The organism is Polaromonas sp. JS666, from assembly GCF_000013865.1.
GTDB lineage: Bacteria > Pseudomonadota > Gammaproteobacteria > Burkholderiales > Burkholderiaceae_C > Polaromonas.
Window position 1 is genome coordinate 3,953,477 of sequence record NC_007948.1, and the last position, 19,437, is coordinate 3,972,913.

Here is a 19,437-nt window from a genome sequence, read left to right on the forward strand (position 1 = left end):
TAAATGCTTATTGATTCAAGCGCAATTAAAGCCGCAATTGTGGCAGCAGGGACGTCGCAATCGGCCATCGCCGAGTACCTCAAGATTTCGCCGTCCAGCGTTGCGAGGGTGGTTGCCGGTAAACACCGCAGCGCCCGCGTTGAAGCCGAGCTGGCCAAGATATTGGGGCGCATGCCCTTCGGCCCACCGGGTAAGCGGGGCCGCAAGAAAACCGTGTGGGAGGGTCGCGTAGCCAGCGCCGAGACGGAGGCTGCATGACCGTTGGACAAAAAGTGGGCGGCAAGCGGCTCCCCGCGTTCCTGCAAATGGCCTCGGCCAACCTGGCGTACGCCCTGGCTTCCGGCCCCTGTTTGGGCAGCAAGCCACCCTTCGCCTTCAAGAGCGACCGACCCTCGGGATCAAAACCCATCGTAGAACGCCGTAGAACGGGGTCAGGTTGCGTCGTTGCGACCGGGCCGCACCACCCGGTGCTTGAAGGCATGTTCCCGGCCCGCACGGCCCCGATTGAAACCGCTGCCGAATTGCGCCAGGCATTGGGCCACCTGATGGCCCGCGACGACCTGCAGATCACCGGCCTCGCCGCCACCCTGGGCGTCAACGCGCACAGCCTCGGCCTGCTCATGCGCGGCCAATACGTCGGCAAGCCACGCACCATGCTGCAGGCTTTCAAGCGCTACCAGGAGCGCACCCAGGGCCGCTGCCGCGCCTGCGGCCAGCCCACCCCCCAGACACAGGCGGCTACTGTATGAGCGCCGTCGCCAAAGACTGGCTCACCGCCAACGAGCTGCTCGGCCTGCCCAACATGCCGGCCGACAAGCGGGGAGTGCACCGCAAGGCGCTGGCCTCCGGCTGGCAATACCGCGAAGTCGCCGGCAACGGCGGCACCCGGCGCGAGTACCACGTGGCCAGCCTACCCGCCACCACGCGGGCCGCGCTGTCCTGGCACACCACGGCCGTGCTGGCCGGCAATGCGGGCCAGGCCCTGCAGGCCGCCGCCCAGGTCGGAACGGTGGAGGGCGCAAAAGCGGCGCTTAAAAGTAATCTTTCTACCCATGTGGCCGACACCGCCAAGGCCGAGGGCCTGCGCAACCTGGCCGCCATGCCCGCCAACGAGCAGCGCCGCATGGACGCCCGGCTGCAGGTGCTGCAGGCCTTTGAAGCCTTCCAGCAGGCCAGCGGCGTCGCCATGACGGTGGCCGAGCACCAGTTCAGCAGCGCCTACCGGCTCGGCCATGTGGCCGTCGAGCCCTGGGTGCGCGCCCTGGTGGGCACCGTGGCCCCGGCCAGCATCCAGCGCTGGCGCCTGGCCGTGCGCAAGGGCGGCATCACCGCGCTGGCCGGCGCTTACGGCAACCGCAAAGGCGCTTCAAAGATAGACGCCCAGCCGCAGATGCGCGAGTTTGTGCAGGCCATGCTGGTGCGCTTTCCCGAGTCCCGCGCCACGCAAATCATGCACGGCCTGCGCACCCGCCTGGCCGGCGACATTGCGGGCGGCAGCATCGAGCTGCCCAGCATGCGCAGCCTGGAGCGCTGGATGGAGACCTGGCGCGAGAAGAATGCCCAGACGCTCATGGCCCTGAGCAACCCCGACGCCTGGAAGAACAAGTTCATGGTCGCCTTCGGTTCGCAGAGCGAAGGCGTCACCGGCATCAACCAGCGCTGGGAGCTTGACAGCACCCCCGCCGACGTCATGCTCACTGACGGCCGCCACGCGGTGCTGGGCGTGGTTGACGTGTTCACCCGCCGCGCCAAGCTGCTGGTCAGCAAGACCAGCAAGTCCACGGCCGTGACCCAGGTGCTGCGCGATGCGCTGCTCGACTGGGGCGTGCCCGCCCTCATCAAGACCGACAACGGCAGCGACTACAAGAGCAAGCACGTCGGCTACGTCGCCGCCAACCTGGACATCAAGCAGGAGTTCTGCCCACCGTTCCAGCCCTGGCACAAGCCGCACATCGAGCGCTTCTTTGGCACGTTTGCGCGCGGCATGCTGGAGCTGCTGCCCAACTTCATCGGGCACAACGTGGCCGAGCGCAGCGCCATCGAGTCGCGCACCAGCTTTGCCGACCGGCTCATGAAGCGCGGCGAGGTGGTGCCCATCAACATGAGCGCCGCCGAGTTCCAGCTCTTTTGCAACCAGTGGGTTGACGGCATGTATATGCACGAGCCCCACGAGGGCCTGCAAAGCCGCACGCCCTTTGCGGTGGCCAGCGCCAACCGCGAGCAGGTGCGCATCATCAAAGACGAGCGCGTGCTCGATGTCCTGCTGGCTGAAGCCGCAGGCAGCCAGGGCGGCTACCTCACCGTCCAGAAAAAAGGCCTCAAGAGCGACGGTGCCTGGTTCATCGCTCCCGAGCTGGAGGCCTGGGTCGGCCAGCGCGTCATGGCCCGGCAGCTGCCTGACCTCGGCCAGATCGTGGTCTACGGCGGCGACAACCGGCTCATCTGCATTGCCGAATGCCCCGAGCGCACCGGCATGGACCGCAAGGAGGTTGCCGCCAAGGGCCGCGAGCTGCAGAAAAAACGCGTGCAGGAAGAGCGCGCCGCCCTCAAGGCCGCCGCCAAGCGCCAGAACGTCGACGGCATCGTGCACGAGATCCTGCTCGACCGCGCCCAGCAGGCCGGCAAGCTGGCCATGCTGCCCAAGCAGACGGTCGAGCACACCAGCACCGGCCTGCAGGGTGCCGCCAACGCCCTGGCCGAGATCACCCGCGAGCCAGGCACCAGCGCCGAGCTGCTGCGCCTGGAGGGCGTCTCCAGCGCCTGGCAGCGCCTGCAGGCCGAGCAGGCCATCAACGACATCCCCGAGGGCAATGACAACGAGCTGGCCCGCCGCCGCGCCGAGGTGCAGCCGGTGTTCAACACCCCGCACGAGCGCGCCCAGTGGATTGAAAAGCGCAGCCGCGTGCGCGCCCTCACAGACGAAGAACGCGACTACATGGCGCGCTTCAAGAAAGACAACCTGGCGAGCTATCGCCGGATTGTGGAGCTGGTGGACGACATGACCAACGACATGTCATCCGCCCAAAAAGAAACCCCGGACGCATCCGCATCCGGGGCCAGTTAACCGCTGTGAGCCCAAGGCCTGAGAAACCAGACCACAGCAGAACCGAAAAAGAAAGAAAGATTGTATGCGTCAAAAACTAGCCGGTGTCAAGAACGTAGCCGCCCTTCAAGCGGCCTTTGAAACCCTTTCAAACCGCGATGCAGGCATCCCCGGCATGGGCCTGGTGCACGGCTTTACCGGCGCGGGCAAGACCACGGCCATCAGCTGGCTCGTCAACCGCACCAACGGCGTGTATGCCCGCGCCTACGGCACCTGGACGCCCAACAGCATGCTCGGCAGCATCATGCACGAGCTGGGCGCAGCTCCCCTGCAGCGCAGCGCCCAGATGCTCAAGTACATCACCGGCGACCTGGAGCGCACCAACCGCCCGCTCTTCATCGACGAGGCCAACTACTTTGCCGGCGACACCGCCATGCTCGACACGCTGCGCGACATCCACGACGTCAGCAACGTGCCGGTCATCCTCATCGGCCACGAAGGCACCGAGCGCAAGCTGATCCACCGCGCCCAGCTGGCCCGCCGCATCAGCGAGTGGGTCGAGTTCAAGCCGCTCGACGCTGAAGACGCCCGCATCCTGGCCGACACGGTGGCCGAGGTCGCCATTGCAGACGACCTGCTGGCCGAGCTGCACGCCCACGCCAAGGGCAGCATGGGCCTCATGACGGTGGGCCTGGCCCGCGTCGAGGCAATGGCCAAGGCCAACGGCTGGAAGCGCGTGGACGCCGACCAGTGGGCCGGCCGCGCCTTCTTCCTGGGCAACGCGCCCAAGTCCACGAACGGCAGGGGCTAAGCAAATGGGTCGAACCATAGGCGCTCGCTGCAAGGCCCCCAAGGCCGACAACCTGGCACGCAAGCAGGCGTGGCAAGCCATGCGCATCATGCGCAGGTTTACCCGCGCCGACATCCTCACCACGGCCGCCATCAACCAGAGCAACCTCGACAAGTATTTGCGCGCTCTGATCAACACGGGCTTTGTGGTCGTGCAGCAAGAGCGCGTGAGCGGCCGACCCGGCAGCCGCGACGTGCTGCGCATTGCCCGAGACAACGGCCCCAAGCCGCCCGTGGCGCACACCGATGGCTCCATGCTCGACCCCAACACGGGCCAGACCTGGCATTACGAGGAGGCAGAGGCCAAGCGGCCCTTCGTGGGCATGCCAGCCGCAGATGCAGCAGATGCCGCAGAAGGCCAGCCATGACCGACCCCATCAAGACCGAACGCTGGCTTGACGCGCTGCGCACCGAGGTCGAGCGCACCAGCCAGGCCCGCGTGGCCGAGCGCCTGCGCATCAGCGAGGCCACCGTCAGCCAGGTGCTCAGCGGCAACTACAAGGCCAACACCCAGCGCATCGAGCGCCGCGTGCTCGGCGAGCTGCTTGGCCGCCAGGTCGAGTGCCGGGTGCTGTACGACATCAGCCTGCGCGTGTGCCAGGACGTGCAGGAGCGCCCGCGCGGCGCAGGCAGCAACCCCATGCACCAGCAGTGCTACAGCGCCTGCAGGGGCACCGGCAAGTGGGAAGAAAAAGGGCCATGCCCTCATTTCTGCGCGGCCACCAACCCGGCCAACGTTATCGCCAAGGAGCCAACGCCATGATGACGATCAACCGCCTGCGCCTGCGCGCACGCACCGCCCTGCACACCTGGCAGGCCAAGCGCCTCATTGCCCGCATCAACAGCCGCCAGGCGGCTGCGCGCGCCAATCCCGGCCTCAACCCCAGCGCCGGCTACGACGAGCTGACCTCCGTGCCGTTTCTGGCCACGATAGCCCTGGCCATGCTCGCCCTCTGGACTGACGTGGGCGACTACTGGCCCGAAGTCACCGCGCAGGCCGTGGCCTGGGCCAAGGCCATCAGCGCCCTGGTGGTGGGGGCCTGACATGCGCGGCCGCAACTCCGCCTTGCGCGATGCCATACGTGATCTGCTCAAGCAGCACGCGCGTGACGGCATCCTCATGACTGACGTTGCCCAGCGCATTGAGGTCGTTGACCGCAAGCGCATCAGCAAGGTCCTGCATAACCTTCGCACCATTGGCGAGGCGTTTTGCGTCAATCAGCAAGGCAGGCTGTCGGGCCTCTGGTTCCCGCATAGCGGCGAGCGTGTAAGAAAACGCCAGGCTAACAACGTCGAATTCAAACGCATTCAGCGTGCCCGCCTCGAAGACCAGATCAATCCTCTCGTCCTCTACGGCCAGAGCCTCGCTGGCGGCCGCTGCGCCTCGGTCTGGGACTACGCCAGAGCATTCCAGGAGCAACGCGTATGAACGAGCAATACAGCCTGCCGCTGTCGACAACCAAGGCCCTGCACCTGGTCAACACCTCATCCGTGTTGATGGCGCTGGCCAGCCACATCGGGGCAGACAAGGGCATACACGCCCGCGACCTGGCGCGGCAGATCGTCGGCCTGGAGGGCGGCATGGCCGCCGAGCGCCGGCTGCGCCACGTCATCACCGAGCTGCGCCTGGAGGGCCACCACATCTGCGGCACGCCCGAGGCCGGCTATTACCTCGCCGCCGACGCCGACGAGCTGAACCACACCTGCGACTTCCTGTACGACCGCGCAATGGCCAGCTTGAAGCAAATCTCCAGCATGAAGCGCGTCGCGCTGCCCGACCTGCGCGGGCAGCTGCACCTCCCCACTTAACCACCACCAAACCACCATCAAACCGAGACCCACCCATGACCACCCTTGAAGCAACCGTCAACCTGGCCGACATCGAGCGCGCCGCCAAGCCCTACGCCGAATCCCGCGAGGGGCTTGGCATGTGCCTGACCAACCTCAACGAAGAGATCGCCGAGGTCAAGAAGCGCCACATGCCCTACATCAAGCGCGCCCTCAACCGCACCGCCGAGAAGCACTCCCAGCTGCAGGCACTGGTGCAGGCCGCGCCCGAGCTGTTCGTCAAACCCCGCACCGTCATCTTCCACGGCATCAAGGTCGGCTACCAGAAGGGCAAGGGCGGCATCGGCTTTGACAGCGCCGAGCGCGTGGTCGAGCTGATTCAGAAGTACCTGGCCGACCAGGCCGACGTGCTGATCAAAACCACCAAAAAGCCCGTCAAGAAGGCGCTGGCCCAGCTGGAAGTGGCCCAGCTCAAAAAGATCGGCTGCACCGTGCTGGCAACCGGCGACGCCGTGTTCATCGGCGCGGTGGACAGCGAGGTCGACAAGATGGTTGACGCCCTGCTGGGCAACGCCGTGCAGGAAGCTGAAGAACAAGAGGACTGAACAACGCCGCAACGCGCGCCGGCCGATATTGGGCGCGAAACCCGCAAGGGAGTCAGGCCGGTGGGACAAGAGGTAAGTGTCCCGGATAGCCGCAAGGCCGAACAACCACCCCAGGCAGCGATAGGCGTCACCTTTCCGCTCATGCGCTGCCCGACTGACCCCCGTAAGGGGTCACTTTTACCGCCCGGTTGCTTCACCTGCAAACGGGCTTTAACCCAGGAGTAAATCCATGACCGATGCGCAAAGACCCGCCGAGGCTTCGATGAAAAAGACCATCAAGGTCACCATTGAAAAGGTGATCGAGATCGAGCTGACCCCTGCAATGTTCGGCGGCATGACCGAGGCCGAGTACATCGCCCAGTTCAAGCAAGGGCTCTGGCACATCGACGGGCTGGATGACATCTACACCTACGCGGCCCGCATGGCTGCTCACCACGGTGGCGGCATCGCGCACGACGGCCTCGGGCTGCTCTCGGCGCATTACAGCACCCACCCACGCGTGCCCGATGTGAAGTTCCGCATCGTTGACGAGTTCACCGAGGAGGAAATCCAATGAAATCCGATCAAGTCATTGCGCTGGAGATCGCCACGCTGGCCGAGCTGGCCAAGCTCGTGCCCGAAACCATCTACGGCGTGCCGGACAACAGCCGCAACGTGATCGCCGCCCAGATCGACGTGCTGGCGCACCGGCTGACCAGTGACCAGGTGCATGACGGCTACATGGCCACGGCTCCTGACGATATGTTTCTGGCTCTGCTGCACGCCAGTGATTGGGCGCACGACCTGCTGTCGCCCGAATATGACTTCCCGCCCAGCATGGAATGGCGCGACGTGGTCAAGTACGCGGACGGTGCCGAGCTGGTGGACGATCGCGCCAAGGCCGCGCTGCACGCCGCACTGGAGAGCTATGCCCTGGAGCGCAGCAACGAACTGAGCGCGGACATCCGCCACTCGCTGGCCAACTACGACGCAGACGAGCCGCTTATGAATGACCCTGAGCTGATCGCCGCGTCCAGGGCGGCCGTCAAGCGCCTGGTGGATGACCGCGCCCGTGCAGGCCTTGCGCTGGAAGGCGGTGCGAAATGAGCACGATCCCAGCCCACAACAGTCACGACCGGCGCATCCAGATCAACCAGGTGGGCAGTTGGTCCACCATGTTTCGCTACTCAACCGAGCGCGGCCAAACCGAGCAGGTCATCCTGGAAGCCGCCGAAGAGCTGGCCTCCTGGGACGCCAACGCCGCCCCGATGCGCGTCCTCAATCGCCTCGGCGCGATTGTCGCCACCTGGACGGCGAAAGATGGCTGGACGCGCTGCGACCAGGTGACGTCATGAGCACCAAACCAGTCACCCTCCAGGTGAACAACAGCGGCGCGTGGAAGAGCGTGATCCGCTTTGACGCGAACGACGACATGAAGTCGACCCAGGTGCTCGATGCGGCCGACACGCTGGGCCGCGTTGACGGACGGTCCAAGTTTCGCGTCGTCATGGACAACGGCCTGCAGGCCGTGCTGATGCATTGGTCAGCCAAAGACGGCTGGAAGCCCTGGAGAAAACCATGACGCACCAGCTTTTCATCGAGATATTCGCCACCGCCTGCGGCCTGCTCGGCAGTCTGGTGCTGTCACTCAAAGGCACCCGCGCCGCTTGGGGCTGGTTGCTGTTCGCCATGAGCAATGTCGGCTGGCTCGGTTTCAGCTTTGAAAACGGCCACTGGTTCATGTTCATCCAGCAAATCGGGTTTTCCATCACCAGCGCGCTGGGGATGTGGAACTGGTTGATCGTGCCCGCCATTGAGCGGCGTTATGAACGCATCGTCAAAGATGCAGTGGGAGGCCTATGAGAACCAACGTTCACGCTCGCGCAAAACCCCGCCGTGGCGGGGTCAGCGAAAACATCCGGCTCAGCCTGGACTTGCCCTTCATGCCGATCCTGGGCATGGGGTTGATGCTGCCCGCCTTCGGCGGCTTCCAGGAGATCAGCTCGATCTTTTGGGACTACCGGAATCCCGGTGTTCTGGAGATTTATTTTGAGGAAGAGGCGATGTTCGAAAGCGACATGCCAACGCTCAGCGCCGCCAAGGCAGCTGGGTGGGAGGTCGACCGTGACCACTAATACCAAGCAGGCCGCGAGCAGGGCGGAGCCGATAGCGATGCCTGTCACCACCTTATCCGCCGCCCCGGCAGCACCGACCGAGCCGCCACGTCAGGCGACGATCACGCAAGCAGGCTTGCTCGATCTCGACTCGTGCATGCGGATGATGGAGTCCCACGGCGACGGGAAGATCGCAACCTCTGAAGTACGCGCCATCATGGAGCGCTCTGTGAAGTGGTCAGCTACCCCCGCCGAGCACGCGATAAATGAGGAATTGATTGACAAGATCGCGCAGGTCTGTAACGAAGCGCGTTGTCTTAGTTCGCGCGTTATCGGAAATTTGGAATTAGCACGACGCATCGCCCACGCAATCGCCGAGCAGGCAGCACCGAAGGCCGAGCCGGTGGCGCTGACCCTTTCATCTCGAATCGCTGAACTGATTGAACGGCATGGATCATTACGCGCAGCGGCGCGAGTGTTGGAGTGCGATCCGGGCTACTTGTCACGGCTTCAGTCCGGAGAGAAAAACGATCCGGGAGACCCTCTGCTACGCCGCATGGGTCTGCGGCAGATCGTCACTTATGCGCGTTCCGTTATCGATGCGCAGGGGAACGAGGTGCCCGCATGATTCACACATGCCACGCCAACCAATGCACCTGGGCGACTGATCGCAAGCTGTTCATGTGCCTGAAGCACTGGACCAAGGTGCCGTCAACGATGCAGGCCGCAATTTGGGCGGCATACCGTGCCCGCCCCACAGCATCAGCGCGCGCGCGCAGCCTTGACTACATGACGGCCTGCGCCGATGCGGTTGAGCATGTCGCCCGGCTTGAAGGCAAGCCCGAGGCCAATAACTACCGCCGCGTGGTCGCGCTCCTACAGCACCAGGCTGCGGCGCAGCTGCCGCAGATGACGGCCAACATCAGGGCGATGGTCGAGAACGCGCCACGGGCCGCAGGAGCCGCCTGATGCCGTTCTATCGCATTCACGGTATGGCCATCCACATCAAAGGCAGCAAGAAGCTGCCGAAGCCCTGCATTGCCCAGATCGGCATCAGCTCGCTCCATGCCGAGGCCACCTACTGCATGGATATGAGCGCTTATCTGTGCGACGGCCCTGGCGCGGCCGGCCGCACCTGCGACAAGCCGCTGTGCGAGGCCCACGCCACGCAGATCGGCAAGAACAAGCACCTTTGCCCGGACTGCAGGGCCAAGCATGCCCCGCGCGGGCAGGGCAGTCTTTTTACTTCACTGGTTAAATCATGAGCACAGAAAACGAAGCCAAACGCGCCAAGGTAGCGCTCATTCTTGCAAAGAAGCTCGATGCTGCTGCCGACGCGATGGATATGTTTGTATATGCCGGCATTGACTGCGGTCAACCCTATCCCGAGGCTGACGATCAGCGGCGGACTCTCGCAGCCGCCATGCGTGAGTATTCCGGCTACCTTGAGTCGGTGTTCCCAAAATGAGCAACCTCGTCCCCAACCACCGCAACCGCGAGCTGGCGATTATTCACATTGCCAAGCAGCAGCTGAACATGGACGATGAGAGCTACCGCGCCATGCTCTGGGCCTGCGGTCGCGTCAAGTCATCCAAAGACCTGGACTACCCCGGCCGGGTGCGGGTGATTGACCACCTGAAGAAATGCGGTTTTCAAGTCGATCAAACCAAGGGCAAGGCCGCACACCCCGGCCGCCCGCACAACATGAATAGCGAAGCGCGCGGCCCGCAGCTCAGCAAGGTCGAGGCGCTTCTGACCGACGCCGGCCGCGAGTGGGCCTATGCCGACGGCATGGCCAGGCGCATGTTCAAGGTCGAGCGCGTGGCGCTGTGCCACGAGGGCCAGCTGCAAAAGATCATCGCCGCGCTCACCTACGACCAGAAGCGTCGGGCCAAGCTGGCTGCTGGAGCTGCAGCATGACCGCCGACGACTGGAAGAAGGTGGAAGCCGCGTTGCAAAGCCCCTATGGCCGGGCAAAGCTGGAGGTGGACGGCTACGCCCTCGATCTGGTAGTGCAGCAGACCAAGCCCCTCAAGTTTGAGATTGGGTTTTTCGTTGACGGCTGGTTTAAAGGGGCCTGGCTGATGGCCGATTCTGAAGAGAGGCGGCGTTTTTGCTGCCCGAAACAACTTTCCCTCTACAGCCCTGCCAAAAAGGCAAAGCTGCTCAAGGGTTTGACCAAGCGCGCCATCGCCGAGTACTTCCCCAGCATTGACAAGAAGCACACCTACTACTCGTCGCACTGGTCGAGATTCGCGCCCCTCAAGCGCCACCTCATCGCCAACAACAAGAGCATCGAGCTGAAGGAGTGCAGTCCATGCAATTGAACTGCCCCTGCTGCCACGCCCGCTATCCTTTTGAGGCGGCGCTGCAAGACGATGCCGCCCGCGAGGTCAATGGCCTGCTGGTGGTCATGCAGCCGCAGCTCATGCGGCCGCTGATCTCCTACATCGGCCTGTTCCGCTCGGCCGGCCGCCAGCTGGCCTGGGAGCGGGCGCTGCGCCTGATGCAGGAAACCCTCAACCTGGCGCCGTTCAACCCGGCCGCCCTGGAGTCGGCCCTGGTGGACACCATCGCCGCAATGGACGAGAAGCGCGGCCAGGGCGGCTTCAAGCCGCTGGCCAACCACAACTACCTCAAGCGGGTGATTGAAAGCACCACGGCCCGCCAGGAGGCCGCTTCAAGCCTGGTTCAAACCCCGCTTGATGGCGCGCCGCCCGCCCGTGTGCCCAAAAGCAAGAGCGGCCAGGCGGTGGTGGCGCTGGAGGGCATGAAGCGATGACGCAGCAGCTGGCCCCGGCCTGGTTCCACAACGCCGTGGTGGAGGGCGTGCAGCGCCTGCACGTGCTGAGCCTGCCCGGCACCCCAGCCGCTGAAACCGTGACGCTGACCGCCCAGGTCTGGATTGACACGCTGTGGCACATGCCCCGGTTTTGGGACGAGGCCCGCGATCTGCCGCGCCTGCAGGAGGCCTTTCGCACCACGGCCCAGCGCGCCGAGCGCTGGCCAGCGCCCCGCAACGTGATGGACAACCTGCCCCGTGCCCCCGACGTGCCGCAACTGCCCGCCCCCAAGGGCGACCGCGAGAAGATCAGGGCCTACCAGGCGCAGGCGCGAGAACTTTTAACCAAATGGAAAGCCAAGCCATGAGCCAGAGCCAGATACAAGACGACGACCAATACCCGGAGCTGCTCAGCGACATTGCCCAGCAGGTGAAGGTGCGGCTGTCCACCCTGGTCAACGAAAAGCAGGCGCTGGACGTTGAAAGGGCCAAGCAGATAGGCTGGGAAGTGGCAGAGCACGTGCGCGCGCACTTTGCCGGGGAGTTGATCTATATTCCAAAAGGCCGACAATTCGAGGCCAGCCAGCTGCACCAGGCCATTTGGGACAAGTTCAACGGCCACAACATTCCCGAGCTGGTGGGCGAGTTCAAGATGGCCGAGCAGTCGATTTACCGGGTTATAAAATTCATGCGGGCACGCAACGTGCGCCGGAATCAACTTTCACTTATTGAGGATTGATCATGCTTAAAAAGGCAGCTGCAGATTTCTGGAACAGGCTCGACACCAAGGGGCGCGACCTGGTCAAGGGCATAGCCGGCGTGCTGGTGCTGGCGGCCGTGCTGACGCTGGTGGTCAATGTCTTCACCGACAAGCCCAAGGCCGATCCGCTGCTCGACCAGTACGGGCAGGCTATGCGCGACGCTGGCGCGCAGATCAAAAAAGACAGCTCGGGGCGCTGATGGACCTCTTAGCCACACGCAAGGCCTGCCTGAGACTTGCAGAACTCACGGGTGATGCTTTCGCCGAATTGAGCTTTAAAAACGACATTACCGGCTTGTCGATGCGAGCCAGGTGGACGGCAGCAGATGGAAAGCAGCACACGGCGCGAGAGACGTTCACCAATCTTGAACTGGAGAACACGGCCAATCCACCCATCATGTTCATTGCAGCATTGTTGGCCCGAGTAGATCGTCAGGTGCAATCTTCCAAGGCTGCGCCGTAGTCTCTTTTGATGCTCTGGCGCGGGCATCGCTCCCGCGTCTCTTTCTAACGCAAGTTAATACCGCATTCGGCGGGCCATCGGCAATATCGCCGCATGGCGCGTTCAATCAATCTCCTCGTTATTCACTGCGCGGCAACGCCGAGCGGTAAACCCCTCCAGCAAGGCAAGCCGGGCCAGCCCGGTTACCTCAATGCCCCCCAGGTCATCAACGCCTGGCACGCGGCACGCGGCTTCAAGCGCGACCCGGCTGCATGCCGGGCTTTCAATTCCCACCTGCCGAGCATCGGCTACCACTACGTCATCGACCTGACCGGCGAGGTCTGGACAGGCCGCGCCCACAGCGAGGTCGGCGCGCACGCGCTGAACTACAACGCCAACAGCCTGGGCATCTGCCTGGTCGGCGGAGCAGAGCGCGAAGGCCGCTACACGCCCAAGCAGTGGGAGTCGCTGCAGAAGGTGGTGTCCATGCTCTGCAACCAGTACGTGCTGCCCACCCGCCCGCCACAGCGCAACTGGCTGGGCGGCGCGAACTGGGCCATACACGGCGGCGTTTGCGGGCACCGCGACCTCAGCCCCGACAAAGACGGCAACGGCCTGGTGGAGGCCTTTGAGTGGCTCAAAACCTGCCCCGGCTTCAACGTGAGCGACTGGCTCAGCACGGCCATGACGCCTGATCCCAAGAACGTTTTCAAGGAGACCGTATGAGATCACTTGGCCTTGCCGTTGCCGCAATGGCAGCAATTGCCGGCGCGGGCTTAGGTAGCCACGTGGTACTGGCCGGCGATGCACCTGGGCTTTCGCAGTCCACCCAGCGCGCTATCAACAAGAGCACGCAGAACCCCGACAAGCAGGCCGCCAACAAGATGCGCGCCATGCTGGGCGGCGGCGTGGGCTCATGGAGCAGCCGGCAGCGCCGCGCCGGCTATGGCTGGACAAACCGGCACGCGCAGCGGGTGGCGCTGAAGAAGCGCAACGTCAAGCGGCACCGTGCCGCCAGCAAATAGGACGCCACCATGCCACTACTCCCCATTGTTTTAAGCCTGGCGCAGTTCGCGCCATCCATCCTGCGCTTCTTTGGCGCAGGCGAGGCATCTGCCGCCGTCGCCGACAAGGTGGCCAGCGTTGCGCAGTCGGTCACCGGGGCCAGCACGCCGCAGGAGGCGCTCGACGCCATCAAGGCCAACGCGCAGCTGCAAGCCGACTTTGCGCGCCGCGTGATCGACATCGACGCCGAGCTGGAGGGCGCCTATCTGGCTGACCGGCAGGACGCCCGCAAGCGCGACATCGAATTTCTCAAGGCGGGCAAGACCAACAGCCGCGCCAACGCAATGGTGCTGTTTGATGCACTGGGCCTGATCGCCTGCCTGGTGGTGCTGGCCTTCTTTCGCAAAGACATTCCAGGCGAGGTGGTGGGCCTGGTGTCAACCATTGCCAGCATCTTCGGCCTTTGCCTGCGCGATGCCCACCAGTTCGAGTTTGGCTCCAGCCGGGGCAGCCGCGAAAAAGACGACCTGCTTGCCAACATGCAGCAAGGGCGGAAGTGAGCCGATGCCAGATGACTTTGACCGGGCGCAGCAGACTGAACAGATGTTCCGCGACGACGCCTTACGCGACCAGGCGCTTCGCTTTCAGCCGGGCGACCCAACCAGGTGGCAGGGCCTTTCGGCTCTGCGTTGCCTTTATGACGGATGCGGTGAGCCCATCCCTGAACAGCGGCGCAAGGCGCTGCCAGGCGTGAAGTTTTGTGTTGAGTGCCAGCAGCGGCTGGAAAAAAAGGGGATGCGGTGAAAGTTGAATTTGAGTTATGGCAACTGATCAGCCTCATGGTCGCGGTGGTGGGCGGGTTCTGGGCAATGGCCAAGATGCTGATCACTCAAACCAAAGAGCAGATCAATCAGAAATTCGTTGCCATCAGTGAGCACATGAAGGGGCAGGACGAAAGCGCCCGCCGCCTGGAGCGCGAGCTGATGGAACTCAAGGCCGAGCTGCCGCGCGACTACGTGCGCAGAGAGGACTACACGCAGGCGGTGGCCATCATCATGACCAAGATCGACTCGCTGGGCCTGCGTATGGAAAACATGTTTAACCAGATGATGTTCAAGGGGAACTCCCGTGAGTGATGCCAACCCAGTTAACAGCGTGCTTCACAAGGCCAAGATTCGGCGCGAGCAAATCCGCTGGTTCTTGCTGACCGCCCTCAACGTGGCGCGGCCCGTGGGTATGTACACCGAGGCGCTGCTGCCCATCGTGCAGGCCACCTATACGGATGCAACGCACCAGGAAGTGCGCCGCGAGCTGGACTACCTGGAAGAGCGCACGCTGGTCAGCATCAAGCGCGACGGCATGGACCGCTGGTTTGCCGAGCTGGCCCGCTTTGGGGTGGATGTGGTTGAGTACACGGTCGACTGCGAGCCCGGCATTGCACGGCCTCGCGCCTACTGATCATGACGCAACGCAGCAAGGTAGTCACCCTGCCAGAGGCCACCCGCGCCGAGCTGGACCGCCGCCTGATCACCGAGGGCTTTCGCGGCTATGACGAGCTGGAGCTATGGCTGCGGGAGCTGGGCTACGAGATCGGCAAAAGCAGCATCCACCGCTACGGCACCAAGCTGGAGCAGCGGCTCGACCAGCTCAAGCGCGCCACCGACCAGGCCAAGGCCCTGGTGGCCGCAGCGCCCGACGATGCAGGCGACATGAGCCAGGCCGTGCTGCGCCTGATGCAGGAAAAGATTTTCTCGGCGCTGATGGAGATGGAGGTTGACCCCGACGAGCAGTCGCTGGGCGGCCTGGCCAAGGCGCTGGCCCCGCTGGTGCGTGCCAATATCGCGCAGCAGAAGTTTGCCAGCGAGGTCAAGGAAAAAGCCCGCAGCGCGGCCGAGGCGGTGGACAAGCTGGCGCGCAAGGGCGGCTTGACCGACGACACGGTGGACGCCATCCGTCGCCAGATTTTGGGGATTGCAGCATGACGCTAACTCTGGTTCTCGCCTGGTGGATGTTGGTGCCTGCGGTGTGGACGGCGATATTCATCGCGTGGATGTGGATTGTCTGTGAAACCGTCGAGGATATTGGCATCCTTTGCATCCCTTGGGTCATAGGGCTCATTTTGGTGAGCCTCGTTCGGGCTTTATCTTGAGCACCACGCCCCCGCTCCTTCAAAGCGACGCGAACAGTACGGACGCGCCGCCACCTGTCCTGTTGCCGTATCAACAGCGCTGGGTCGCCGACGATTCGCAATTCAAGATCGGCGAGAAGTCGCGCCGGATTGGTTTTACCTGGGGCGAGGCGTCTGACGATGTATTGATTGCTGCCAAAGAAGGCGGCACGAACGTTTTCTACATCGGCCCGACTCAGGACATGGCGCTCGAATACATCGAAGCCTGCGCCATGTGGGCGCGGGTTTTCAACTTCGCGGCCAGCCAGGTTCAGGAAGGCATCTTCGACGACGAAGATAAGGATATAAAAACCTACAAAATCGACTTCCCGGCCAGCGGCCGCCGCATCCTCGCGCTCAGCTCGCGTCCCACCAACCTGCGCGGCAAGCAGGGCGTGATCGTCATTGACGAAGCGGCCTTTCATCCCGATTTGCAAGGGCTTTTAAAGGCCGCTATGGCCATGTTGATCTGGGGCGACAAAGTCCGGGTCTTTTCCAGCCACAACGGGCTGGACAGCCCGTTCAATGAACTGATCATCGACGTCCGGTCGGGCCGACGCAAGGGCGTGGTCCACCGCGTGACGTTCATGGAGGCCGTCGCCGAGGGCCTCTATAAGCGCGTTTGCATGCGCCGCCGAATTCCCTGGACTGCCGAGGGCGAGAAGGAGTGGGTCTCCGACGTGTATGGCTTTTACGGCGACGGTGCGACCGAAGAGCTGGACGTGGTGCCATCGCAAAGCGGTGGTGCCTACCTGACGATGGCCTTGATCGAACGGCAAATGAGCGCCGAGACCCCGCTGATTCGCGGCAAGTGGAAGTCCGAGTTCAACATCCAGCCCGACTGGGAGCGCGAGGCCGAGATACAGCGCTGGTGTGAAGAACACCTGGAGCCAGTGCTCATGGCGCTGCCCAAGCACCTGTGGCACAGCTTCGGCGAAGACTTCGGCCGCGTGGGCGACCTGACCGTGATGATCGTGCTGCAGGAGCAGCCCAACCTGGACAAACGCGTGGTGCTGCACGTCGAGCTGAGCAACTGCCCCTTCAAGCAGCAGGAGCAAATCCTCAAGTTCATCATCGACCGGCTGTACCGCTTTCGCGCGGGCGCGCTGGACCGCACCGGCAATGGTGCATACCTGTCTGAGGTGGCCGTGCAGAAGTACGGCGCCACCCGTATCGAGGGCATCCACCTCAGCGAGACCTGGTATCTCGAAAACCTGCCGCGCACCAAGGCGGCACTTGAAGACAACACGCTCAGCGGCATCCCCAAAGACAGCCAGGTGCGCGACGATCTGCGGGCGCTGCGCGTCATCAACGGCATCCCCAAGCTGCCAGCCGTCAAAACGCAAAAAGGCGACGGCGAAAAGCTGCAGCGCCACGGCGACTCAGCCGTTGCCCTGGTAATGGCCGACTACGCCATGCGCCGCGAGGTGGTGCCGATTGAATTCCAGGCCCTCGGCGTAGCGCGCGCCAGCAGCAGCATGGCCGATTACATGGGAGGCTGATATGCCCAAACGACAAAGCAAACCCCCTCAGCCCGCGCAGCCGGTTCAAGCCACGGCGGCCACGAAGCCCGAGACGCAGGAGATCGCGTCGATCGACCGCGACTACAACCGGCTCTTCTTCGGCAACACGCTCACCCACGACGACGACACCCTGCTGACCCGTGGCGGCAGCAAGAGTTACCGCATCTATGACGATCTGGAACGCGACGCGCATTGCGGCGCGGTGCTGGACAAACGCAAGATGGCCGTCACCTCGCGCCCGTGGGTCATCAAGCCCGCCAGCGAAGCCCCGCTCGACGTGGCCGCTGCCGACCTGGTGCGCCTTGCCTTTGGCAAGCTGCGGTTTAACGGCGTCTGCAAGCGAATGCTGGACGCAACGCTGAAGGGCTTTTCAGTCGGTGAGGTGATGTGGGCTGTAGTCGATGGCATGGTGCTGCCTGTCAAGGTCATTAACCGCGACCAGCGCCGCTTCACATTCAACCTTCAAGGGCAGCTGCGCCTCAAGACCAAAGAAAACATGATGGACGGCATTGCGGTGCCAGAGCGCAAGTTCATCGTGCACACCTACGGCGGCAAGGATGGCACGCCCTACGGCTTGGGCCTCGGCTCTAAATTGTTCTGGCCGGTCTTCTTCAAAAAGCAGGGTATTGGTTTCTGGCTCACGTTTGCCGACAAGTTTGGTAGCCCCACTGCCTTGGGGAAATACCCCAATGGCACTTTGCAGCCCGAGCAAAACAAACTGCTCAGCGCCTTGCGCGCGATGAGCCAGGACGCAGGCGTCATCATCCCGGCCGGCATGGAGGTCGAGCTGATTGAGGCGTCCCGCAGCGGCAGCGTTGACACCTATGAAAAGCTCATCCGCTACATGGACGAGCAGATCAGCAAGGCCGTGCTGGGTGAAACCATGAGCACCACGGCCGCCAGCACCGGCCTTGGCAGCAACCAGGCGGGCGTGCACAACGACGTGCGCATTGAGCTGGCCCAGGATGACAACGACGACCTGTGCGAAACACTGGGCAGCACCCTGATTGCCTGGCTCGTTTTTTACAACATGCCCGGCGCGGGCCTGCCCACCCTGGAGCGCGAGTTCGAAGAGCCCGAAGACCTGGCCCAGCGCGCAACGCGCGACAAGACGGTCGGCGAGCTGGGCTACGAGCCTACCGAGGAATACATCCTTGAGACCTATGGCGAGGGCTGGGTCAAGAAGGCCGCTCCGGCCGCTCCGCCTGCCGGCATGTTCACGCGGCTGGGTGTTGATGGCCAGCAACCCGCGTTTTCTGAGAGCATCGACAAGCTGCGCCGGGCCAGGCGCGCCAACCAGGACGTGCTGGAGCTGGCCGCAGATCAGCTCGCGGGCAATTGGCGCAAGACCATGCAGCGCCGTGTCGAAGACCTGCAGGCGATGCTTGAGGAAACCGGCGACCTGGTGATGTTCCGCGAGCGCATGGCCACGCTGCTTGAAACCGAACCACCCAAGGAACTGGTGGAGAGCATTGCCAACGCCAACTTCGCGGCGCAGCTGCTGGGCCGTGGCCCTGCCGATGCCGAGTTTTCGGAGGCAGATTCCGGCTGGTTTAAAGGCCTCTGGAACCGCCTTTTTAACGGCGCAAAGTGATGCAGCTTGAAGGCGCGTTCAACCTTGCGCCCAAGAAGGCGCTGGAGTTCTTTCGCAAGAAGGGCTACGCGGTCAGCTTCGCCTGGCAGGACACCTTCAACGAAGAGCACAACCGCGCCTTCACCGTGGCCAAGATGGCCGACATCGACCTGCTCACCGACATGCGCAAGGCGGTCGATAAGGCCATTTCGGATGGCCTGACGCTTGAGCAGTTCAAAAAGCTGATCGAGCCCACGCTGCAAGAGGCCGGCTGGTGGGGCCGCAAGGAAGTTACCGACCCGACAACCGGCGAGATCACCCAGGCCGAGCTGGGCAGCCCCAGGCGGCTGCGCACCATCTACCGCACCAACTTGAAAACAGCGTATGCCGCTGGCCAGTGGGCGCAGATCGAAGAGACCAAGGCTGAGGCTCCATTCCTGCTGTACGACGCGGTGGATGACGACCGCACCAGGCCAGAACACGCCGAGTGGGACAACACCATCCTGCCGATTGATGATGCCTGGTGGTCCTTTCACACACCGCCCAACGGCTGGGAGTGCAGGTGCGGTGTCATCCAGCTTTCAAAGGCACAAGCCGAGGCAATGGGCTACAGCGCAGGCGATGAAGCACCCAAGACCGATTTCAGGCAATACACCAACCCTCGCACGGGTGAAATTACGCTGATTCCCAAGGGCATAGACCCCGGTTTTGGCTACAACCCCGGCACCGAGCAGGGCAAGGCCTTGCAAGAGGCGCTCGCAGCCAAGGTGAAGGCCTTCAAAGATGGCAACTGACATCAAGATTCTT

At 63.4% G+C, this 19,437-nt stretch carries 37 protein-coding genes; all 37 read left to right on the top strand.

Annotated features, from left to right (window positions below; genetic code table 11):
- Positions 1-3 precede the first annotated feature (3 nt).
- The 37 genes from BPRO_RS18720 to BPRO_RS18900 all read left to right on the top strand — a co-directional run bounded on the left by BPRO_RS18720 (position 4) and on the right by BPRO_RS18900 (position 19,424).
- The gene (locus BPRO_RS18720; RefSeq protein WP_011484640.1) at positions 4-258 is read left to right on the top strand and encodes a helix-turn-helix domain-containing protein; all 255 of its coding nucleotides are present in this window, start codon (positions 4-6) and stop codon (positions 256-258) included.
- Positions 255-749 (top strand): hypothetical protein, encoded by a 495-nt coding sequence (locus BPRO_RS18725; RefSeq protein WP_011484641.1) that lies wholly within the window; start codon positions 255-257, stop codon positions 747-749. Before BPRO_RS18720 ends, BPRO_RS18725 begins: the two co-directional genes overlap by 4 nt.
- Complete coding sequence (locus BPRO_RS18730; protein ID WP_011484642.1) at positions 746-3,064, top strand: DNA-binding protein; 2,319 nt, start codon at positions 746-748, stop codon at positions 3,062-3,064. The genes BPRO_RS18725 and BPRO_RS18730 overlap by 4 nt, the downstream gene beginning before the upstream one ends.
- A gap of 64 nt (positions 3,065-3,128) precedes the next feature.
- Positions 3,129-3,854 carry an AAA family ATPase gene (locus BPRO_RS18735; protein ID WP_011484643.1) on the top strand — a complete coding sequence of 242 codons (726 nt, stop codon included), beginning with the start codon at positions 3,129-3,131 and terminating at the stop codon, positions 3,852-3,854.
- Positions 3,855-3,858: 4 nt separating this feature from the next.
- Positions 3,859-4,260, top strand: coding sequence for a hypothetical protein (locus tag BPRO_RS18740; RefSeq protein WP_011484644.1), 402 nt, complete (start codon positions 3,859-3,861; stop codon positions 4,258-4,260).
- Positions 4,257-4,655 (top strand): helix-turn-helix domain-containing protein, encoded by a 399-nt coding sequence (locus tag BPRO_RS18745; RefSeq protein ID WP_011484645.1) that lies wholly within the window; start codon positions 4,257-4,259, stop codon positions 4,653-4,655. The genes BPRO_RS18740 and BPRO_RS18745 overlap by 4 nt, the downstream gene beginning before the upstream one ends.
- Positions 4,652-4,936, top strand: coding sequence for a hypothetical protein (locus BPRO_RS18750; RefSeq protein WP_041388942.1), 285 nt, complete (start codon positions 4,652-4,654; stop codon positions 4,934-4,936). The genes BPRO_RS18745 and BPRO_RS18750 overlap by 4 nt, the downstream gene beginning before the upstream one ends.
- A 1-nt stretch (position 4,937) precedes the next feature.
- Positions 4,938-5,321, top strand: a complete 384-nt coding sequence (locus BPRO_RS18755; protein ID WP_041388943.1) for a hypothetical protein — start codon at positions 4,938-4,940, stop codon at positions 5,319-5,321.
- Positions 5,318-5,701, top strand: coding sequence for a hypothetical protein (locus BPRO_RS18760; protein ID WP_011484648.1), 384 nt, complete (start codon positions 5,318-5,320; stop codon positions 5,699-5,701). Before BPRO_RS18755 ends, BPRO_RS18760 begins: the two co-directional genes overlap by 4 nt.
- A gap of 35 nt (positions 5,702-5,736) precedes the next feature.
- A complete protein-coding gene (locus BPRO_RS18765) occupies positions 5,737-6,285 on the top strand; it encodes a host-nuclease inhibitor Gam family protein (RefSeq protein ID WP_011484649.1) in 549 nt (182 codons plus the stop codon).
- 229 nt (positions 6,286-6,514) lie between these two features.
- Positions 6,515-6,841, top strand: a complete 327-nt coding sequence (locus tag BPRO_RS18770; protein WP_011484650.1) for a hypothetical protein — start codon at positions 6,515-6,517, stop codon at positions 6,839-6,841.
- Positions 6,838-7,371 carry a hypothetical protein gene (locus BPRO_RS29725; RefSeq protein WP_011484651.1) on the top strand — a complete coding sequence of 178 codons (534 nt, stop codon included), beginning with the start codon at positions 6,838-6,840 and terminating at the stop codon, positions 7,369-7,371. Before BPRO_RS18770 ends, BPRO_RS29725 begins: the two co-directional genes overlap by 4 nt.
- A complete protein-coding gene (locus BPRO_RS18780; protein ID WP_011484652.1) occupies positions 7,368-7,619 on the top strand; it encodes a hypothetical protein in 252 nt (83 codons plus the stop codon). The genes BPRO_RS29725 and BPRO_RS18780 overlap by 4 nt, the downstream gene beginning before the upstream one ends.
- On the top strand, positions 7,616-7,846 hold the full coding sequence (locus tag BPRO_RS18785; protein ID WP_011484653.1) for a hypothetical protein: 231 nt from the start codon (positions 7,616-7,618) through the stop codon (positions 7,844-7,846). Before BPRO_RS18780 ends, BPRO_RS18785 begins: the two co-directional genes overlap by 4 nt.
- A complete protein-coding gene (locus BPRO_RS18790) occupies positions 7,843-8,127 on the top strand; it encodes a hypothetical protein (RefSeq protein WP_011484654.1) in 285 nt (94 codons plus the stop codon). Before BPRO_RS18785 ends, BPRO_RS18790 begins: the two co-directional genes overlap by 4 nt.
- The gene (locus tag BPRO_RS18795) at positions 8,124-8,399 is read left to right on the top strand and encodes a hypothetical protein (protein ID WP_011484655.1); all 276 of its coding nucleotides are present in this window, start codon (positions 8,124-8,126) and stop codon (positions 8,397-8,399) included. The genes BPRO_RS18790 and BPRO_RS18795 overlap by 4 nt, the downstream gene beginning before the upstream one ends.
- The gene (locus BPRO_RS18800) at positions 8,389-9,006 is read left to right on the top strand and encodes a hypothetical protein (protein WP_041388944.1); all 618 of its coding nucleotides are present in this window, start codon (positions 8,389-8,391) and stop codon (positions 9,004-9,006) included. The genes BPRO_RS18795 and BPRO_RS18800 overlap by 11 nt, the downstream gene beginning before the upstream one ends.
- On the top strand, positions 9,003-9,347 hold the full coding sequence (locus BPRO_RS18805) for a hypothetical protein (protein ID WP_041388945.1): 345 nt from the start codon (positions 9,003-9,005) through the stop codon (positions 9,345-9,347). The genes BPRO_RS18800 and BPRO_RS18805 overlap by 4 nt, the downstream gene beginning before the upstream one ends.
- Complete coding sequence (locus BPRO_RS18810) at positions 9,347-9,643, top strand: hypothetical protein (protein WP_011484657.1); 297 nt, start codon at positions 9,347-9,349, stop codon at positions 9,641-9,643. The genes BPRO_RS18805 and BPRO_RS18810 overlap by 1 nt, the downstream gene beginning before the upstream one ends.
- Entirely contained in the window at positions 9,640-9,846 is a 207-nt protein-coding gene (locus tag BPRO_RS18815) for a hypothetical protein (protein ID WP_041388946.1), read from the top strand. The genes BPRO_RS18810 and BPRO_RS18815 overlap by 4 nt, the downstream gene beginning before the upstream one ends.
- Entirely contained in the window at positions 9,843-10,298 is a 456-nt protein-coding gene (locus tag BPRO_RS18820) for a gp16 family protein (protein ID WP_011484658.1), read from the top strand. The genes BPRO_RS18815 and BPRO_RS18820 overlap by 4 nt, the downstream gene beginning before the upstream one ends.
- On the top strand, positions 10,295-10,705 hold the full coding sequence (locus tag BPRO_RS18825; RefSeq protein WP_011484659.1) for a hypothetical protein: 411 nt from the start codon (positions 10,295-10,297) through the stop codon (positions 10,703-10,705). Before BPRO_RS18820 ends, BPRO_RS18825 begins: the two co-directional genes overlap by 4 nt.
- A complete protein-coding gene (locus BPRO_RS18830; RefSeq protein WP_041388947.1) occupies positions 10,696-11,160 on the top strand; it encodes a hypothetical protein in 465 nt (154 codons plus the stop codon). Before BPRO_RS18825 ends, BPRO_RS18830 begins: the two co-directional genes overlap by 10 nt.
- Positions 11,157-11,528, top strand: a complete 372-nt coding sequence (locus BPRO_RS18835) for a hypothetical protein (RefSeq protein ID WP_011484661.1) — start codon at positions 11,157-11,159, stop codon at positions 11,526-11,528. Before BPRO_RS18830 ends, BPRO_RS18835 begins: the two co-directional genes overlap by 4 nt.
- The gene (locus BPRO_RS18840) at positions 11,525-11,899 is read left to right on the top strand and encodes a Mor transcription activator family protein (RefSeq protein WP_011484662.1); all 375 of its coding nucleotides are present in this window, start codon (positions 11,525-11,527) and stop codon (positions 11,897-11,899) included. Before BPRO_RS18835 ends, BPRO_RS18840 begins: the two co-directional genes overlap by 4 nt.
- A gap of 2 nt (positions 11,900-11,901) precedes the next feature.
- Complete coding sequence (locus tag BPRO_RS18845) at positions 11,902-12,120, top strand: hypothetical protein (protein WP_011484663.1); 219 nt, start codon at positions 11,902-11,904, stop codon at positions 12,118-12,120.
- Positions 12,120-12,383 carry a hypothetical protein gene (locus BPRO_RS18850; RefSeq protein ID WP_011484664.1) on the top strand — a complete coding sequence of 88 codons (264 nt, stop codon included), beginning with the start codon at positions 12,120-12,122 and terminating at the stop codon, positions 12,381-12,383. The genes BPRO_RS18845 and BPRO_RS18850 overlap by 1 nt, the downstream gene beginning before the upstream one ends.
- 93 nt (positions 12,384-12,476) lie before the next feature.
- A complete protein-coding gene (locus tag BPRO_RS18855; RefSeq protein WP_011484665.1) occupies positions 12,477-13,088 on the top strand; it encodes an N-acetylmuramoyl-L-alanine amidase in 612 nt (203 codons plus the stop codon).
- Positions 13,085-13,387 (top strand): hypothetical protein, encoded by a 303-nt coding sequence (locus BPRO_RS18860; RefSeq protein ID WP_011484666.1) that lies wholly within the window; start codon positions 13,085-13,087, stop codon positions 13,385-13,387. Before BPRO_RS18855 ends, BPRO_RS18860 begins: the two co-directional genes overlap by 4 nt.
- A gap of 9 nt (positions 13,388-13,396) precedes the next feature.
- Positions 13,397-13,927 (top strand): hypothetical protein, encoded by a 531-nt coding sequence (locus BPRO_RS28075; RefSeq protein ID WP_011484667.1) that lies wholly within the window; start codon positions 13,397-13,399, stop codon positions 13,925-13,927.
- A gap of 4 nt (positions 13,928-13,931) precedes the next feature.
- A complete protein-coding gene (locus BPRO_RS18870; protein ID WP_011484668.1) occupies positions 13,932-14,171 on the top strand; it encodes a TraR/DksA C4-type zinc finger protein in 240 nt (79 codons plus the stop codon).
- On the top strand, positions 14,168-14,503 hold the full coding sequence (locus tag BPRO_RS18875; protein ID WP_011484669.1) for a hypothetical protein: 336 nt from the start codon (positions 14,168-14,170) through the stop codon (positions 14,501-14,503). Before BPRO_RS18870 ends, BPRO_RS18875 begins: the two co-directional genes overlap by 4 nt.
- Positions 14,496-14,825, top strand: a complete 330-nt coding sequence (locus tag BPRO_RS18880; protein ID WP_011484670.1) for a hypothetical protein — start codon at positions 14,496-14,498, stop codon at positions 14,823-14,825. The genes BPRO_RS18875 and BPRO_RS18880 overlap by 8 nt, the downstream gene beginning before the upstream one ends.
- A gap of 2 nt (positions 14,826-14,827) precedes the next feature.
- A complete protein-coding gene (locus tag BPRO_RS18885; protein ID WP_011484671.1) occupies positions 14,828-15,349 on the top strand; it encodes a DUF3486 family protein in 522 nt (173 codons plus the stop codon).
- A 163-nt stretch (positions 15,350-15,512) separates the two neighbouring features.
- The gene (locus BPRO_RS18890; RefSeq protein WP_041388949.1) at positions 15,513-17,036 is read left to right on the top strand and encodes a hypothetical protein; all 1,524 of its coding nucleotides are present in this window, start codon (positions 15,513-15,515) and stop codon (positions 17,034-17,036) included.
- A gap of 1 nt (position 17,037) precedes the next feature.
- Positions 17,038-18,651 carry a DUF935 domain-containing protein gene (locus BPRO_RS18895; RefSeq protein WP_011484673.1) on the top strand — a complete coding sequence of 538 codons (1,614 nt, stop codon included), beginning with the start codon at positions 17,038-17,040 and terminating at the stop codon, positions 18,649-18,651.
- Positions 18,651-19,424 (top strand): phage head morphogenesis protein, encoded by a 774-nt coding sequence (locus BPRO_RS18900; protein ID WP_011484674.1) that lies wholly within the window; start codon positions 18,651-18,653, stop codon positions 19,422-19,424. Before BPRO_RS18895 ends, BPRO_RS18900 begins: the two co-directional genes overlap by 1 nt.
- Positions 19,425-19,437: the final 13 nt, after the last annotated feature.

Excerpts from the sequence above, each read along its gene's own strand:
- BPRO_RS18720 (WP_011484640.1), top strand. The coding sequence starts at position 4 with ATGCTTATTGATTCAAGCGCAATTAAAGCCGCAATTGTGGCAGCAGGG.
- BPRO_RS18725 (WP_011484641.1), top strand. The coding sequence starts at position 255 with ATGACCGTTGGACAAAAAGTGGGCGGCAAGCGGCTCCCCGCGTTCCTG.
- BPRO_RS18730 (WP_011484642.1), top strand. The coding sequence starts at position 746 with ATGAGCGCCGTCGCCAAAGACTGGCTCACCGCCAACGAGCTGCTCGGC.
- BPRO_RS18735 (WP_011484643.1), top strand. The coding sequence starts at position 3,129 with ATGCGTCAAAAACTAGCCGGTGTCAAGAACGTAGCCGCCCTTCAAGCG.
- BPRO_RS18740 (WP_011484644.1), top strand. The coding sequence starts at position 3,859 with ATGGGTCGAACCATAGGCGCTCGCTGCAAGGCCCCCAAGGCCGACAAC.
- BPRO_RS18745 (WP_011484645.1), top strand. The coding sequence starts at position 4,257 with ATGACCGACCCCATCAAGACCGAACGCTGGCTTGACGCGCTGCGCACC.
- BPRO_RS18750 (WP_041388942.1), top strand. The coding sequence starts at position 4,652 with ATGATGACGATCAACCGCCTGCGCCTGCGCGCACGCACCGCCCTGCAC.
- BPRO_RS18755 (WP_041388943.1), top strand. The coding sequence starts at position 4,938 with ATGCGCGGCCGCAACTCCGCCTTGCGCGATGCCATACGTGATCTGCTC.
- BPRO_RS18760 (WP_011484648.1), top strand. The coding sequence starts at position 5,318 with ATGAACGAGCAATACAGCCTGCCGCTGTCGACAACCAAGGCCCTGCAC.
- BPRO_RS18765 (WP_011484649.1), top strand. The coding sequence starts at position 5,737 with ATGACCACCCTTGAAGCAACCGTCAACCTGGCCGACATCGAGCGCGCC.
- BPRO_RS18770 (WP_011484650.1), top strand. The coding sequence starts at position 6,515 with ATGACCGATGCGCAAAGACCCGCCGAGGCTTCGATGAAAAAGACCATC.
- BPRO_RS29725 (WP_011484651.1), top strand. The coding sequence starts at position 6,838 with ATGAAATCCGATCAAGTCATTGCGCTGGAGATCGCCACGCTGGCCGAG.
- BPRO_RS18780 (WP_011484652.1), top strand. The coding sequence starts at position 7,368 with ATGAGCACGATCCCAGCCCACAACAGTCACGACCGGCGCATCCAGATC.
- BPRO_RS18785 (WP_011484653.1), top strand. The coding sequence starts at position 7,616 with ATGAGCACCAAACCAGTCACCCTCCAGGTGAACAACAGCGGCGCGTGG.
- BPRO_RS18790 (WP_011484654.1), top strand. The coding sequence starts at position 7,843 with ATGACGCACCAGCTTTTCATCGAGATATTCGCCACCGCCTGCGGCCTG.
- BPRO_RS18795 (WP_011484655.1), top strand. The coding sequence starts at position 8,124 with ATGAGAACCAACGTTCACGCTCGCGCAAAACCCCGCCGTGGCGGGGTC.
- BPRO_RS18805 (WP_041388945.1), top strand. The coding sequence starts at position 9,003 with ATGATTCACACATGCCACGCCAACCAATGCACCTGGGCGACTGATCGC.
- BPRO_RS18810 (WP_011484657.1), top strand. The coding sequence starts at position 9,347 with ATGCCGTTCTATCGCATTCACGGTATGGCCATCCACATCAAAGGCAGC.
- BPRO_RS18815 (WP_041388946.1), top strand. The coding sequence starts at position 9,640 with ATGAGCACAGAAAACGAAGCCAAACGCGCCAAGGTAGCGCTCATTCTT.
- BPRO_RS18820 (WP_011484658.1), top strand. The coding sequence starts at position 9,843 with ATGAGCAACCTCGTCCCCAACCACCGCAACCGCGAGCTGGCGATTATT.
- BPRO_RS18825 (WP_011484659.1), top strand. The coding sequence starts at position 10,295 with ATGACCGCCGACGACTGGAAGAAGGTGGAAGCCGCGTTGCAAAGCCCC.
- BPRO_RS18830 (WP_041388947.1), top strand. The coding sequence starts at position 10,696 with ATGCAATTGAACTGCCCCTGCTGCCACGCCCGCTATCCTTTTGAGGCG.
- BPRO_RS18835 (WP_011484661.1), top strand. The coding sequence starts at position 11,157 with ATGACGCAGCAGCTGGCCCCGGCCTGGTTCCACAACGCCGTGGTGGAG.
- BPRO_RS18840 (WP_011484662.1), top strand. The coding sequence starts at position 11,525 with ATGAGCCAGAGCCAGATACAAGACGACGACCAATACCCGGAGCTGCTC.
- BPRO_RS18845 (WP_011484663.1), top strand. The coding sequence starts at position 11,902 with ATGCTTAAAAAGGCAGCTGCAGATTTCTGGAACAGGCTCGACACCAAG.
- BPRO_RS18850 (WP_011484664.1), top strand. The coding sequence starts at position 12,120 with ATGGACCTCTTAGCCACACGCAAGGCCTGCCTGAGACTTGCAGAACTC.
- BPRO_RS18855 (WP_011484665.1), top strand. The coding sequence starts at position 12,477 with ATGGCGCGTTCAATCAATCTCCTCGTTATTCACTGCGCGGCAACGCCG.
- BPRO_RS18860 (WP_011484666.1), top strand. The coding sequence starts at position 13,085 with ATGAGATCACTTGGCCTTGCCGTTGCCGCAATGGCAGCAATTGCCGGC.
- BPRO_RS28075 (WP_011484667.1), top strand. The coding sequence starts at position 13,397 with ATGCCACTACTCCCCATTGTTTTAAGCCTGGCGCAGTTCGCGCCATCC.
- BPRO_RS18870 (WP_011484668.1), top strand. The coding sequence starts at position 13,932 with ATGCCAGATGACTTTGACCGGGCGCAGCAGACTGAACAGATGTTCCGC.
- BPRO_RS18885 (WP_011484671.1), top strand. The coding sequence starts at position 14,828 with ATGACGCAACGCAGCAAGGTAGTCACCCTGCCAGAGGCCACCCGCGCC.
- BPRO_RS18895 (WP_011484673.1), top strand. The coding sequence starts at position 17,038 with ATGCCCAAACGACAAAGCAAACCCCCTCAGCCCGCGCAGCCGGTTCAA.
- BPRO_RS18900 (WP_011484674.1), top strand. The coding sequence starts at position 18,651 with ATGCAGCTTGAAGGCGCGTTCAACCTTGCGCCCAAGAAGGCGCTGGAG.